This is a genomic window from Natrinema sp. SYSU A 869, assembly GCF_019879105.1.
Taxonomy (GTDB): Archaea; Halobacteriota; Halobacteria; order Halobacteriales; family Natrialbaceae; genus Natrinema.
In genome coordinates, this window is sequence record NZ_CP082249.1 from 2139681 (window position 1) to 2154403 (window position 14723).

Annotated in this window: 15 protein-coding genes and 1 pseudogene; 10 read left to right on the forward strand and 6 right to left on the reverse strand. The window is 62.7% G+C overall.

Annotation, left to right across the window (positions count from 1 at the left end):
* The gene (locus K6I40_RS18790) at positions 1-420 is read right to left on the reverse strand and encodes a PPC domain-containing DNA-binding protein (protein ID WP_222915362.1); all 420 of its coding nucleotides are present in this window, start codon (positions 418-420) and stop codon (positions 1-3) included.
* Positions 421-755: 335 nt separating this feature from the next.
* Between K6I40_RS18790 and K6I40_RS18795 the strand changes: the two genes are divergently transcribed.
* From K6I40_RS18795 to K6I40_RS18825, 7 genes are all read left to right on the forward strand, one after another.
* Positions 756-2336 (forward strand): ABC transporter substrate-binding protein, encoded by a 1581-nt coding sequence (locus K6I40_RS18795; protein WP_222915364.1) that lies wholly within the window; start codon positions 756-758, stop codon positions 2334-2336.
* 120 nt (positions 2337-2456) lie between these two features.
* On the forward strand, positions 2457-3458 hold the full coding sequence (locus K6I40_RS18800; protein ID WP_222915366.1) for an ABC transporter permease: 1002 nt from the start codon (positions 2457-2459) through the stop codon (positions 3456-3458).
* Between the two features lie 2 nt (positions 3459-3460).
* On the forward strand, positions 3461-4492 hold the full coding sequence (locus K6I40_RS18805) for an ABC transporter permease (RefSeq protein WP_222915368.1): 1032 nt from the start codon (positions 3461-3463) through the stop codon (positions 4490-4492).
* A gap of 2 nt (positions 4493-4494) precedes the next feature.
* On the forward strand, positions 4495-5661 hold the full coding sequence (locus K6I40_RS18810) for an ABC transporter ATP-binding protein (protein WP_222915370.1): 1167 nt from the start codon (positions 4495-4497) through the stop codon (positions 5659-5661).
* A complete protein-coding gene (locus K6I40_RS18815) occupies positions 5654-6988 on the forward strand; it encodes an oligopeptide/dipeptide ABC transporter ATP-binding protein (protein WP_222915372.1) in 1335 nt (444 codons plus the stop codon). Before K6I40_RS18810 ends, K6I40_RS18815 begins: the two co-directional genes overlap by 8 nt.
* Before the next feature lie 179 nt (positions 6989-7167).
* Positions 7168-7323: a hypothetical protein gene (locus K6I40_RS18820; RefSeq protein WP_222915374.1), complete on the forward strand. Its 156-nt coding sequence runs from the start codon at positions 7168-7170 to the stop codon at positions 7321-7323.
* A 419-nt stretch (positions 7324-7742) separates the two neighbouring features.
* The gene (locus K6I40_RS18825) at positions 7743-7901 is read left to right on the forward strand and encodes a hypothetical protein (protein ID WP_222915376.1); all 159 of its coding nucleotides are present in this window, start codon (positions 7743-7745) and stop codon (positions 7899-7901) included.
* A gap of 168 nt (positions 7902-8069) precedes the next feature.
* Here the strand turns inward: K6I40_RS18825 and K6I40_RS18830 are convergent, their stop codons facing one another.
* The 4 genes from K6I40_RS18830 to K6I40_RS18845 form a co-directional block, all read right to left on the reverse strand.
* Positions 8070-8576 carry a hypothetical protein gene (locus K6I40_RS18830; protein ID WP_222915378.1) on the reverse strand — a complete coding sequence of 169 codons (507 nt, stop codon included), beginning with the start codon at positions 8574-8576 and terminating at the stop codon, positions 8070-8072.
* Positions 8577-8645: 69 nt separating this feature from the next.
* Positions 8646-9164, reverse strand: a complete 519-nt coding sequence (locus K6I40_RS18835) for a hypothetical protein (protein WP_222915380.1) — start codon at positions 9162-9164, stop codon at positions 8646-8648.
* An 83-nt stretch (positions 9165-9247) separates the two neighbouring features.
* Positions 9248-9523: a helix-turn-helix domain-containing protein gene (locus K6I40_RS18840; protein WP_222920406.1), complete on the reverse strand. Its 276-nt coding sequence runs from the start codon at positions 9521-9523 to the stop codon at positions 9248-9250.
* Positions 9524-9723: 200 nt separating this feature from the next.
* On the reverse strand, positions 9724-10896 hold the full coding sequence (locus tag K6I40_RS18845) for an ISH3 family transposase (RefSeq protein WP_222913236.1): 1173 nt from the start codon (positions 10894-10896) through the stop codon (positions 9724-9726).
* Positions 10897-11112: 216 nt separating this feature from the next.
* Between K6I40_RS18845 and merB the strand changes: the two genes are divergently transcribed.
* The gene (gene merB, locus K6I40_RS18850) at positions 11113-11766 is read left to right on the forward strand and encodes an organomercurial lyase (RefSeq protein WP_222915382.1); all 654 of its coding nucleotides are present in this window, start codon (positions 11113-11115) and stop codon (positions 11764-11766) included.
* Positions 11767-11784: 18 nt separating this feature from the next.
* On the opposite strand, the gene K6I40_RS18855 is transcribed toward merB, so the two are convergent.
* The gene (locus tag K6I40_RS18855) at positions 11785-11946 is read right to left on the reverse strand and encodes a hypothetical protein (RefSeq protein ID WP_222915384.1); all 162 of its coding nucleotides are present in this window, start codon (positions 11944-11946) and stop codon (positions 11785-11787) included.
* 131 nt (positions 11947-12077) lie between these two features.
* On the opposite strand from K6I40_RS18855, the gene K6I40_RS18860 reads away from it, so the two are divergent.
* A complete protein-coding gene (locus K6I40_RS18860) occupies positions 12078-12932 on the forward strand; it encodes a CBS domain-containing protein (RefSeq protein ID WP_222915386.1) in 855 nt (284 codons plus the stop codon).
* Positions 12925-14708: pseudogene (gene glyS / locus K6I40_RS18865) on the forward strand (glycine--tRNA ligase). Before K6I40_RS18860 ends, glyS begins: the two are co-directional and overlap by 8 nt.
* Positions 14709-14723: the final 15 nt, after the last annotated feature.

Sequence of the window (14723 nt, forward strand, 5' to 3'; positions counted from 1 at the left end):
TCAGAGCCAGAGGTCCAGCTCGGTGGTCTCGTCGTACTCGCGCTCGAGGGGCTCCTCGAAGACGCGCATATGGACCTCACCGGCCCAGACCGTCGCCTCGTTCAGGTGGCCGGCGTAGGTGGTTCCCTCGTCGTCCGAGAGGACCGCGTGCGTGTGGGCGAACCGTTCGTCGTCTAGCCAGGAGACATTCCCGGTACAGCCGGCGACCTCGAGCGGTTCATCGAACTCGATTGGGTAGTATTCACACTCATCCTGATCGTAGAACCACAGTTCGGCGTCCTGGACCGCGCCGAGCGCGGTGAACCAAGCGGCGTCGGCCTCGACGTCGTCCGCGAGCGACTCGATCTCGGCCCGCCAGTCGGCACCGGTCTCGAGGCGGGCGACGTACTCACCCGTGGTTTCGACGGCTCGATAGTTCATACTGGTCTACTGTGTTGGCCGGCAGAAAAAGCCCACCGGTCGCGTCGCACGGACGGCGACCGGCCTCGAACGTGGGCGTGGACTCCCCGCTCGCAACTATCCAACGGCCGGGAGCCGCAGTAACGTATATGTAGAGAAACCTGTATTCTATCGTGAAATATATGATATACGTTTCGCACGTGGAAAAAGTCGGCAGCGATGTGCAATGAACCGCATCAGTGTACAAGAATTGGACCCATTCGATCCGGTACTAGTGTATTATCCGTCAGTAACGGCTGATTTGCATATCTTACCCTGTAGATACCAAAATAGGTGGGTTGATATCACCTACCAAGATGGTGCCGAATCAGTCAACGACGCGACGGCGACTTCTCGGTTCGGGGGCCGCCGTCTCGGCGGCAGTTATCGCAGGGTGCATCGGTGGTGGTGGTGGCGGTAACGGGGAGCAGTTTCACTTCACGCAGGAACAGTCGCGCGAAGAGCAGTTCGACCCCGTCGTCTCGAACGACGCGTACAGTTTCCAGATCATTCAACACGTCTTCGACGGGCTCTACGAGTTCGACGAGGGCCTCGAGCTCCAGCCGAATCTCGCGACGGGCGAGCCGACCGTCGAGCGCGACGGCACCCGGTACATCTTCGAAATCGAGGAGGCCGCGGAGTTCCACAACGGCGACGATGTGACCGCCTCGGACGTCGCCCACTCGTTTACCGCACCCGTCGAGGAGGAGACGGAGAACGCCTCGGAGTACAATATGATCGAGAGCACCGAGGTCATCGACGACTACCAGTTGCAGGTCGACCTCGGAGAAGATCCCTACGGCCCGTTCGAACTCCAGACGATGGGCGTGACGGTTGTCCCCGAGTCGGTTCGGACCGAGGACCGCGAGGCGTTTAACAGGGATCCGATCGGCTCCGGGCCGTTCACATTTGCCGGCCTCCAGGAGAACGAGTACGTCGAGATCGAACGGTGGGACGACTACTGGGATGACCTCGAGCCGAACCTCGAGCAGGTCCGCTTCGTCGCCCACGACGACGAGGCGGGGCGGGTCTCGGACATCCGAGCGGAGAACACCGACGCCATCGCGGGCATTCCGAACGACGACTGGGACGTCCTCGAGAACGAGGGCGGTGTGACTCTCCACTCGGCGGAGAGTCCGACGTTCATGTACATGGCCTTCAACTGTAACGAGGGGCCGACGACGAACCCCGAGGTGCGACGGGCCATCGCCCACTCGTTCTCGATGCAGGACTTCATCGAGTCCAACGCGGCGAACGTGACCTCGCCGATGTACAGCCCGATTCCGCCGGTCGTCAATGAGGTCTGGGAGTTTCCCCAAGACGAGTATCAGGAAATGTTGCCGTCGTACGATCCCGACCAGGCCCAGTCGCTGCTCGACGAACACGCGCCGGACGGCTTTACGCCGACGATTATCACGCCGGAGGGGATCCGCGCGCAACTGGCAGAACGGATCGCGACCCGGCTCGACGAGATCGGCTACGGAGCCGACGTGCAGGTGCTCGACTTCGCGACGCTGGTCGATACCTATACCAGCGGGAGCGCCGACGACTACCAGATGTACCTGCTGGGCTGGACCGGCGGCCCCGATCCCGATTTCTACCTCTACTCGCTGTTCCACGAGAGCCAGGCGGGGACGAACCAGGGCCACTACTACGGCGGCAGCGACGGCTTCCATCAGGCGATCGCCGACGGGCGTAACTCGGCAGACCAGCAGGAGCGATACGACCTCTACGAACCTGTCATCCGGGAAATCGTCAACCAGCTGCCCGCGCTGCCCGCGTTCACGCAGGACAACACGATGGCCTCGCGGGACTACGTCCAGGACCTCCAGGCCCACCCGGAGGTCACGAGGAACCCGGACCTCATCGCGGACCACACGAACGTATCGATGGAGTAAGTCGGCGGAACCGACGGTGCCTGACCGCGGTCGGCGGGAGCGGAGATCGCCCGTCGATCCGGTCGTCGCGACGCCGACGCAGTCCGATACCGACGAGCGAACGGACCGATTTGCGAACCAATGAAACTGCTCAAATACACCATATACCGGCTCTTGCAGGCGATCCCCGTCCTGATCGGGATCTCCGTCATCACGTTCCTGCTCGCCAATCTGGGCCCGGGCGATCCGGTCAGCCTCATGCTCCAGGGACAGGAACACAGCGAGGAACTGGTCAGAGCGATCGAACGGCGATACGGCCTCGATAGACCGCTCCACGAGCGATACGTGACCTACATGGCAGGTCTGCTACAGGGAGATCTCGGCCGGAGTATCCACTATCAGCGGCCGGTCACCGCCCTGATGATGGACCGGATTGGGCCGACGCTCCTGCTAGTCCTGTCAGCATACGCGTTCGCGCTGGTGACGGCGATTCCGCTCGGCATCGTGGCTGCCGACCGACGCAACGAACCGACCGATCACGCCTCGCGGATCGCGGCACTCGTCGGCGTCAGTACCCCATCGTTCTGGATCGGGATCGTCCTGATCCTGATCTTCGCCGTCAAGCTCGGCTGGTTGCCCTCGAGCGGGCTCTACTACCCGTGGCGACCGCCCGAGTCCTATCCGGGGATCGACAGTCACCTCGAGCTCTACTACGAGTCAGCCAGACACCTGCTGTTGCCGATGATTGCGCTGGGGACCTTACAGATGGCGACGATTATGCGCGTCGAGCGCACGCAGATGATAGAGTCGCTGCAGGGCGAGTACGTCAAACTGGCCCGCGCGTACGGCGTGCCAGAGCGGACGATCCTGCGAAAGCACGCCTTCCAGGTGGCTCAGCTGCCGATCATCACGATCGTCGGCCTCAACCTGTCGACGGCGATTGGCGGCGCGGTGCTGGTCGAGACGGTGTTCAACATCAACGGGATGGGGCAGTTGTTCGTCGAGGCGATCCAGCAGAACGACTACCAACTGGTCATGGGCGTCACGATGATTCTCGGTGCGTTGTTCGTCGTGGGCGTCGTCATTACCGACATTTCATACGCGTACGTCGACCCGCGAGTCACCTACGGTGAGAGGGAGTAATCATGGCAGTTGGCGAATCACAACTCGAGAGCGGGACGGAATCGGCGGCCGAAGAGGAAGAGGTCGAGGCCCGCGTCGGCTGGCGATACACCGTCGCGCGAATCAAACGCGATACGACGGCCCGCTGGGGGCTGTACGTCGTGACCGTCGTGCTGTTCGTCGCGATCTATGCCGTCGTGGACAGCAATCTCTCGACGCTCACGTTCGGCCGCGCGTCGGATTACACGTTCGCGAGGCTGTTGCCGATATTCGATCATCCCACGCACATTCCCCCGCCGGGCGAAGGCACACAGCACATGCCGCCGTACTTCCCGCTGGCCGAGCAGTCGTGGAACCCGCTGCCGGCGGGCGGCACGCTCGAGCATCCGCTGGGGACTGACCACACGGGGCGGGACTACTTCACGAGGATCGTCTACGGGACGCAGGTGTCGGTGTTCGTCGGGATCGTCTCGACGTTCATCGGGCTCGCCGGCGGAACGATCGTCGGTGCCGTCGCCGGCTACTACGGCGGTCGGGTGGACGACATCCTGATGCGGATGGTCGAGACGGTGTACGCGATCCCGCCACTGATCCTCATCATCGTCTTCACCGTCTTCGTCGGCGGGGCAAACATCTGGTACGCGGTACTCGGCGTCGGCATCGCGTTCGTCCCTGTCTTCGCCCGCATCATCCGGAGTCGGGTCCTAAGTGTCCGCGAAATGGACTACATCGAAGCGGCGCGAGCGGCCGGCGTCAAGGATCGGAACATCATCATGCGACACGTCGTGCCCAACAGCTTCGCGCCGGTGCTGGTGTACGCGACGCTCCAGATCGGTGTGACGATCCTCATCGTCGCCGGGCTCTCCTTTTTAGGCTATGGCGCACAGCCGCCGACTCCCGACTGGGGCCAGATGCTCAACATCGCCCACGGCTACATGCACTCGAACGTCTGGCTCTCGATCTGGCCGGGCATCGCGATCATGATCACCATCATGGGCTTCAACCTGTTCGGCGACGGCCTGCAGGACGCCCTCGACCCACGAATCGACGACTAACCATGAACTCCGAACCACTACTCCGCGTCGAGAACCTCAAGACGCAGTTCTTCACCGAGGCAGGCACAGTGCGCGCAGTCGACGGCATCTCCTTCGAGGTCCGCGAGGGCGAGATCGTCGGCCTCGTCGGCGAGAGCGGTGCCGGCAAATCGGTCGCCTCGATGAGCCTATTGCGGCTCGTCGAGAGCCCTGGCGAGATCGTCGGCGGCGAGATTACCTACAAGGGCGAGACGATCTTCGGCCTCGAGGAGGGGCCCGACGGCCAGCTCCGGGAGCGCGACGACATGCTCTCGAACGAGGAGATACGGACCCGGATCCGGGGCAACGAGATCGCGGTGATCTTTCAGGATCCGATGGAGTCGCTCAACCCTGTCTTCACGGTCGGCGGCCAACTGCGGGAGTTCATTGAACTCAACCGCGGGCTGTCCGAAGACGAGGCCAAAGCGGAAGCGATCGACATGCTCCGAGAGGTGGGCATTCCCGACCCTGAGGAGCGCTACGAGGAGTACCCCCACCAGTTCTCCGGCGGGATGCGCCAGCGCGTGCTCATCGCAATGGCGCTCGCCTGCGAGCCGAGCCTCATTATCGCCGACGAGCCGACGACGGCCCTGGACGTCACCGTCGAGGGGCAGATCCTCGATCTCGTCGACGAGCTGCAGGCGAAGTACGGGACGAGCTTTATCTGGGTCACCCATGACCTCGGCGTCGTCGCCGAGATTTGCGACCGGGTGAACGTTATGTACCTCGGCGAGATCGTCGAACAAGCGCCGGTGGACGAGTTGTTCTACGACACCAAGCACCCCTACACGAATGCCCTGCTGAACTCGATTCCCCGTCCCGACCGGACCGTCACCGACCTCGAGGCGATCGAGGGCGTGATGCCCGAAGCGATCGATCCGCCGCCGGGCTGCCGGTTCCATCCGCGCTGTCCCGACGCGCGGGAGGTGTGTAAGCGGGTCCATCCCGAAGCGAAGGTGGTCGCCAACGCCGACGGCGAGCCCCATCGGGCGGCCTGCGTGAAACACGACGTCTTCGACGTCGGCTACGAGGACAGCCCGCCGCTCGAGGGAGCGGTAGGAGACGAACGCAGCCAGCGGATTGATGGCCCCGATTCCGGACTCGTACCGAATCCGACCGGCGACGAGAGTGGAGGTGAGGGCCATGAGTAGCGGCATTCGACTGGACGAGGACAGCGAATACGACCGAGCGGGACCGCTGCTCGAGCTCGAGGGCGTCACGAAGTACTTCGATCAGGAGTCGGGACTACTGGCGAGTGTACAGTTCGATTCGAGCCAGTTTCCGCCGATCAGCGTCGACCGGGAGACCGTGAAGGCGGTCGACGACGTTTCCCTCGAGATTCAGCCCGGCGAGACGCTCGGGCTCGTCGGCGAGTCCGGCTGCGGCAAGAGTACGCTCGGGCGGACGGTCCTGCGCCTGCTCGAGCCGACGGAGGGTGATATCTACTTCAAAGGGGAGAACCTGGCTGATCTCGGCGGCGAGGCCCTGCGACAGACGCGTTCGGACATGCAGATGATCTTTCAGGACCCTCAGTCGTCGCTCGATCCGCGGATGAAGGTCGGCCAGATCATCGAGGAGCCGATGCAGGCCCATGGGATACTCGACGACGAGGGTCGAGAAGCGCGGGCGAAGGACCTCCTCGAGAAGGTAGGGCTCGATCCGCGCCACTACAACCGCCATCCCCACGCCTTCTCCGGCGGGCAGCGCCAGCGGATCAACCTCGCGCGGGCGTTGTCGGTCGATCCTGATTTCGTCGTCTGTGACGAACCAGTCTCCGCGCTCGACGTCTCCATTCAGGCGCAGGTGCTGAACACGATGGAACGACTCCAAGACGAGTTCGGCCTCACCTATCTCTTCATCGCTCACGACCTCTCGGTGATCCGTCACATCAGCGATCGCGTGGCGGTGATGTACCTCGGTCACATCGTCGAGTTAGCGGAGAAAGAGGAACTGTTCGAGAACCCACAGCACCCATACACGCGCGCCCTGCTCGAGTCGATTCCCGTCCCCGACCCGCGGGAGGGCGGCTCGCGCGGCGTGCTCGAGGGAGAGGTTCCGAGTCCGGTCGATCCACCCTCGGGCTGTCGGTTCCGGACGCGGTGCCCGCGCCTGATCGCCCCGGACGCGTACAACTGGACCGACGAGGAGTGGGCACAGACACGGGCGTTCATGCGAGCGGTCAAGCGACGGACATTCGAACCGATGCCGGCCGCCCGGATCGAGACCGAGTTCTTCGACGGCGACCCGCCGCGGGGCGAGGCAGGGTCAATCATTGAGGAAGCGATCGAACTCATCGCCAGCGACCGGAACGCGGGCGGCGATGACGACGATAAACCCGAGCGCTGGACCGAGGCGACCGACCTATTGCTCAAGTCCTTCGCCGAGCGGAGTATCTGCGCGCAGGAGCGACCGGCGTACGAACTTGAGTCCGGAGACGGCGACAGCGAACACTTCGCGGCCTGTCACCTGCACCGGTGATGATCGAGGCGCGCGCTCGAGTGGACCTCACCGAGCGGTTCTGCCGACCGTTCAGGGGGAGACTAATGGGACGCGACGGGATCGTGAGAATGGTTCACTCATAGTTCGAGTCAGGATTATCTAACACGATCGATAATCGTAATAATGCTTAAACGGCTGCCGCAATTATTAACTCGTGTATGAGTAAGATACTCGCCATCCTGGCAGCACACACGGAAACCGGCGCGAAGGTACAGCGAACGATTGAACACTCGCCGTCGTTCTCGGGCGTCCAGACGAGCGATAACGGCCACCCCGAGACGCAGGTTTCGCCGGGCGGGTTTCTGACCGGGTAAGCAGACCGAGACCCGCCGCGAATGCACCGACGGTTCGGTTCCCGTCGAACGGGGCCCGGACGATACGGCGAGTTGCGGACGATCTATGACTTTTGCACTCCGAGAGCGGGTCACCGCCGCTCTCGATGCTCTCCGCATTCCGATAGCGGCTGCGACCGAGAGAGAGCGAATCACGGCGAGCCTACCGCTACCTGCCACCCGCATCGGTGACCCATCGGACCAGTAGTATCCGATTGCGTATATTTGATATACACCCTCGGATCCCCACATTTCCCGTCGGATACGTAGTCAAATTTCGGCTCGAGAAGATTCAATGCCCACGTTCAAACGAGTCGGGAAAATTCAGCCGTCGCCATCGCACTGCCACGATCTTTCATCTCAAAAATACTTATACGCATGCCGCGCTTTGTTACTCATGTATGAGTAAGATTTTCACCACCGTCACGGCAGGCACGCAGCGAATCGCGAAGGCTCGACGAACCATCGCTTACTCCCCGGCGCTCGGTGAGGGGCAGACAACGGACGAGGACGGCCGTCCCGCGACGCGCATTCTACCCGGTGGCTTCCTCACTGGGTGAGGAACGATCCGATGAACGGAAGCCGCGGACGCGGCCCCTTTTTTCCCACTCATAATCAATCCACGATATCCCGGTAGCGATGGCGTAGTCCGAAGTTAGCACGTATTCGCCACCGGAACGGCCGCGTTTTCGGGTTCGAACCCGACGGCGCTGACGCGCTCTCCCGATTCAATCGAGCGCCGACGACGGGTGCTTGACGTACAGGTCCTGGTCGGTCACCCGCTGGTAGATGTCGTAGAGCGTCTCTACCGCCGCCTCGTCGGGGTCGAATCGAATGTGGGGCGCGGTGTGATAGCCGCGGCAACTGACAAGGAAGAAGTACAGCGTCCAATGATGGTCGGGCGTCGCGTCGACGACGCCGATCGATCGGCCGCCGAGATCGTCAGAGAAGTCGTTGAGCATCGCCGCGATATCGTCGTGTAACTGCTCGTCCGGCCGATACTGCGGCAGTCCGAACGTTCGTTGCATGTACGTCGTCGCCGCCCCGAGAACCGAGTTCGAGTCCCACCCGGTCGGATCGACGGCCCGGAACGTCTCGTACAGGTCGAGTAGCTGCGAGAGTTCCGCTCGAGTGACCGCGATCGGCGAGACCGGATCGCCCTGCGGGAGCGAGTAGTCGGGAAACGTATGCGAACTGGGTGCCGGGAGCTGCGTGAACACCTGCTCGAGGGACATATGTGGTACCACGGCACAGACGGTCAAACTGTTACCGGTGATGGATATCGGTGACGGATGGACCCCTCGCTATCGCAGGGCAATCGTCGTCGAATCGCTCGGGCAGCTACCGGTTTCATCCGTCGCGACGAACGCCCGAATCTCGTACTCACCGGGCTCCGGAATCACGGATTCGCGACGATTTCCGTTCCGTGCTCGCTCGAGGCGGCCGTGCCACGTCACTGAGACTCGCTTTCGCTCGCCGCCGCGGAAATCGAAGGTGGCGGGCTGCTCTCGGGTATAGAGCCGTTCATCGCTGGCCTCGAGATGGCCGTCGACGGTCCAGCCCCAGCGGCGCTGGCTGGGCGTCGGGAGTTCGACTGGGACCGGGAGCAGATTTTTGAAATTGACAGTGATATCGACGGGAGCGTCGCGCTCGTAGACGTCCTGGTCAGTCGTGACGGAAACGGAAATCGCACGCCGGGCAACGGCTTGCGGGATCAGCGTCGAGAGGACGGTACCGACGGACGGACGGGAGTCGTCGCGTTGGAGTCCAGGCTCGTCGCTCGAGTCCAGTCCCGCATCGCGTCGCGGTCGAGAGCGCCCCATAGGGGCAGCGACCAGCGCAGTGCACTAAACGGTACGGGCGGCCGGTCGCTCGTGAGAATCTGCGTCTCGAGACGACTCCGGAATTACGCCTCTCGATCGGCGGCCCACTCGAGTAGCGGTTGCAGTCGGCGGCAGAGTTCGTCGCCGTCATCGGTGAGATCGTACTCGACACGCGGGGGAATCTCCGCGTACTGCTCGCGGGAGAGGTAGCCGGCCTCAACGAGGTCGTCGAGGCGCGTCGAGAGCGTCGAACTACTCACGTCCTCGAAGGCGTCCTCGATCTCGCCGTAGCGCGCGGGGCCGATCGCGCCGACGACGCAGATCAGTTGCATCGCGTACCGGCGACTGAGCAGCTCCATCAGCCCGTCAAGCCGACAGTCGGTAGTTCCCATCGATCCTGATTGCTGACTCGATTTTTAGAAGGACTGAAAGAGATCAGACCGAGTGATTCCCTGCGGCACGCTCAGACGGCGATCTCACGACAGTGAGAGAGCCGTCGCGCCAGACACGATGCGAGGCCGTCGCTCCGGTATAGGGTTGCCGCTGGACGCGGGCGATCTCAGCCCGCGTCCAGCTGGCTATAGGTCGCCGGAATCCCGGTACAGTTCGTCGGTGCTTCCCATTTCCGCCGTAACGTGTCGTCGAGTGCGTGATCAATCCACTCGCGGAAGACCTCGAACCGGAACCAGACAGGCAGTGCTCGCCCGCCGCGCTGCGGCGTGGCGAGCACGCCCCACCGAACGATCACCCAGAGATTCCGCAACAGGAAGCTCACCAGAACGAACAACAGCCGCACGACTGGATCAGTCGTGCTGGTTCGTGCACGCGCTTCACGTATCGTTCGGAAAGCTGTCTCGATCGCTGAGCGCTTCTGGTAGAGTGCTTCGACATCTTTCGGCGTGCGATCGGTCAGATCGCACGCCACGTACGCCCGAACGAGCAAGCCGTGTTTACCTCGATTGCCCTGCTGGTAGGAGACACAGACCGCGAGCGGGAAGCGTAGTTCCCGCTCGCTCCCCTCGTACATCACGTACTCCGTCCAGTAGGACACCGTCGTGTCGAGTTTCTCTGCCATCTGTTTTCCGCGCCGCACGACTGGAAGAGCGACTGATGCGACTGCATTCAGTCGCTCGATCGACGTTCCGTCGTAGAACCCACGGTCGGCAAGAACGCCAGCGACATCAAAGGGGAGGGCCGCGACGTGGTCGAGCACTCGCTCGACCGCGTCGCTCTTCGGTTCATCACCACGAACGGGTGTGACTGCGACGACCAGTGGTTTGGCCCGACAAAGAACAAATCCAGCAAGGTAGCGATGGCACTGGGAGGTGCCATCGCGAGGCTTCGTGTGACAGATTACACCAGGTTCAGCGTGTGGACAGCCATGATAATGGATATCGACGAAGTCGAGGCAGATGATCCTCGGCCCAGCGCCGAGGATCATCGCCGCCTGCTGACAGAGAAGGCGGTTAGCGATTGCTTCGAGTTCAGCAGGCGGGACCGTGTGAAGTTGGGCAAGCGTGTAGTCATCGGAGTACGTTCCACGAGTGGTGTCAGTGACAGCCTTGATGGATTTCTGATCGACAGCGGCCTGGAGGAGCGTCTGTCGGATAATCCCGGAGTCGAAGCCGCAGCCTTCGACTCCGGGGATCGGGATCTCAGAGAGGAGATCAAGCGCTAAGGTTTCAAGGTCAGAGGCCGTAAGAACGGTGTCTGGATGGTAGAGGCACTTCATACACCCATTCAGACGCTTCCTGAGAATCTAACCTCATCAGTCTCGACTAACTTCTGATTCGATGGGAACTACCGACAGTAGCAGTCGATGTCACAGGGCGAATCGGACGGTTCGGGTCGGTCGTCGGTGGTTTCTGTCATCGCTTTGGTTCACCGCAGTTACTCCATTACTTCGGACTCGACAGTACAAGTACTTCGTGGGTCGAAGTAATGGTATATGACGGAACAAACCTGCGAGTGTTGTCGCACAGTCGAAACCCACCCTGCAACAGCGACGGATGAGACCGAACCGGCGGTCGACCGCTGGATAGACGGACCGGCCGTCATGGAGACACCCCTCCCCGACGACGTCCGGACGGCGATGGAACAGTTCGTCGGCGACGCCTCGATCACCACGCTCGAGGACTGGGTCGCCGAACTTCGGCAGCGGATCGGCGGCGGGGGGCCGATCAAGATGGACGATCTCTGTCACGCGGACGGGGAAACGGCCCACTGGGGCGAACTCGACGGCACCCGTTACGACTTCCAGTGTTTCTACGATGCTGTCGCGCTCGCTGAACTGGCGTCGGCCCCCGTCGAGATTCACACCACAAGCCCGGGCGGGGCGGTCATCGAGGCTCGAGCGACGGGCGACGGTGACCTGAACGTGACGCCGTCGACAGCGGCCGTTTCGTTCGGTGTCGTCACTGATGAAATACCATCGGACGGAGAACCAACGCTCGAGGACGCCTATGCCGCGATCTGTCCATCAGTGAAGGCCTTTCCGACGCGGAGCGCGTACGAACAGTGGGCAGCGCGGACCGCAGTAGCAACTATCGGCATGCCGTTGTCGGCCGCGACGGGGGTCGCGACCGGACTCGGTACAGAATAATCCCGTTTCCCACCCCGGTTATCGCCAGGCCGGAAGCGTCGGTGCGTCGTCTGCCTGCATCGACAACCAGGCACCGTCCGCGGAGATGTCCGCGATGACATACTCGTCGCTTGCAGCCGTCGAGTCGATCGAACCGACGATCGTATCATCGGACGCCATGGCGTGGGGGTTCGTCGCCATGTGAGAGAGTGACACCCAGATACATATAAAGTCATCGAATTGGACTGTCCGTTCGCAATACTGATCGGAAATCGAACCGATATCGGGTATGAAACACTGGGTTATACTCATTTTCGGCGTACCGTGGGGATATGAACGTAGCCGACGCGATGACGCCCCGTGAGGACGTGGTCACCGCCGACCTGCCAGGTACCCGTTCGGACGTACTCGAATACCTGCAAGAACGATCGTTCTCGTCCGTCCCGGTCGTCAAACCGACCGACAACGGCCCGGAGTACCGCGGTCTCATCTCGCGAGAGACGCTCATCGAGGAGCCGGATGAGGACCAACTCGTGATGTTGATGGAAGAAGACCTGCCGACGACGACCGCTGAAACGAGTCTCGAGGATGTCGCGCGGACGATGGTCGAGGAGAGCGCACGTCGCGTTCCGGTCGTCGACGGCGAGTTCGAAGGGATCGTCACCGTCACGGACGTCATTCACGCGATCGCGACGGGCGATCAGGAGACCGAGGGAACTGTCGAGTCCTACGCGAGCACGGACGTGAACACGACCTACGAGGGTGCGCCACTGCCAGTCGCCGAGCGGGAACTGTCCTACGCGAACGTCCCCTACACCGTCGCGCTGGACGACGACGGTCGGATGAGCGGCGTCCTCACGGAGGTCGACATCCTCGAGGTTGCCCGGATCGTCGAGGGCGAGGAGGAGACCGGTGACAACTTCGGCGATCAGGATGACGACTGGTCCTGGGAAGGGATCAAGGCGGTCGGCAGCCGCTATCTCCCCACGCGGGACATCGAGATTCCGGCGGGACCGATCCGGGAGCTCATGAGCGACGACGTGGTGACGGTCTCGGCCGGGACGTCAGTCCAGGAGGCCGCACAGCGGATGATCACCAACGACATCGAGCAGATTCCGATGGTCACGGGCGAGGACCTCGTCGGTATCGTCTGTGACGTCGATCTACTGGAGGCACTCTATGAGTGAGCAAGAACACGCGGCGGCAAGCGCCGACGAACCGACGAGCGAGAAACTGGTCGAACTGGCCAAGCGGCGGGGCTACTTCTTCCAGTCCAGCGAGGCCTACGGCGGCGTCGGTGGTTTCTACACCTTTGGCCCGCAGGGTGCGGCGCTGAAGGGGAACGTCGAGGACGCTTGGCGGGATCGCTTCGCGGTCGCCGAGGGCAACATGGAGATCGACGCGCCAACGATCATGCCCGAGCCCGTCTTCGAGGCGTCGGGCCATCTGGACGGCTTCGACGACATGCTCGTCGAGTGTCCGGAGTGCGGCGAGAGTCACCGCGCGGACCACGTCGTCGAGGACAACACCGAATACGAGGACGCCGAGAGCCTTCCCATTCCCGAAGTCGAGGACGTCATCGCCGAGTACGAACTCGTCTGCCCGAACTGCGGCGCGGGACTCGCGGGCCAGGCCGTCGACTCGTTCAACCTCATGTTCGCGACGAACATCGGCCCCGGCGACTCCGACCCCGGCTACCTGCGCCCCGAAACCGCACAGGGCATCTTCGTCGAGTTCCCGCGCCTGAAGGAGTACGCGCGCAACCAGCTTCCCTTCGGTGTCACCCAGATCGGCCGCGCCTACCGCAACGAGATCAGCCCCCGGCGCTCGATCATCCGTACGCGGGAGTTTACCCAAGCCGAACTCGAGTACTTCATCGATCCCGAGGCCGACAAGCCGGATCTCTCCAGCGTCGAGGACGTCGAAGTAACCCTCTACCCGGCGAGCGAGCAGAACGCCGAGGACGGCGAGGAATTCCAGACGACAATCGGCGAGGCGGTCGAGGAGGGCATCATCACGGACCCGTGGGTCGCCTACTTCCTCGGCGTTGCGAAGCCGTGGTACGAATCGGTCGGCGTCGACATGGATCGCTTTCGCTACCGCCAGCACCTCTCGGGCGAGCGGGCCCACTACGCCAGCGACTGTTGGGACGCTGAGAGCGAGATCGACGGTAACTGGATCGAGATGGCCGGCTTCGCCCACCGGGGCAACTACGACCTCTCGAAACACGCCGAGCACTCCGGCGACCGCTTTACGATCTTCAAGCAGTACGACGAACCGAAGACCATCGAGCGCGCCGCCGTCGACCCAGACATGAGCTACCTCGGCCCCGAGTTCGGTGGCGACGCACAAGCAGTGGTCCAGAAGCTCGAGGACCTTGCGGCTCGCGATCGCTCCGCATTTGACGGTGACACCGTCAAGATCGACCTCGAGGGCGAGACCCACGAGATCCCCGTCGAAAAGACCGGCTTCGCGGTCGAGAAACAGACGGAGGCCGGTGAGCACGTCACGCCCCACGTCGTCGAACCCTCCTTCGGCGTAGACCGGACAGTCTACACCGTTCTCCACCACGCCTACCGCGAGGACGAGGTCGCCGGCGAGGAACGGACCTTCCTCGACCTCGATCCCGAGGTCGCGCCAACCTTCGTCGGTGTCTTCCCGCTGCAAAACGACGACGAACTCGAGTCCGAAGCAAACGCCATCGTCGACGCCCTGCGCGAGGCGGGCTGTCGGTCACGTACGACGATTCGGGCAACATCGGCCGGCGCTACCGCCGGCAGGACGAGGTCGGCACGCCGTTTTGCGTGACGGTCGACTACGAGAGCATCGAACAGGAGGAGGGCGGCGTCACGGTCCGCGAGCGCGACTCGACGGCGCAAAAGCGACTCCCGATCGATGACCTGCCCGAAACGCTGTCTGCGATCCGGGCCGGCGACCTCGCGTTCGACGAGCTCGAGGAGTAAGCGATACCGGGCGGG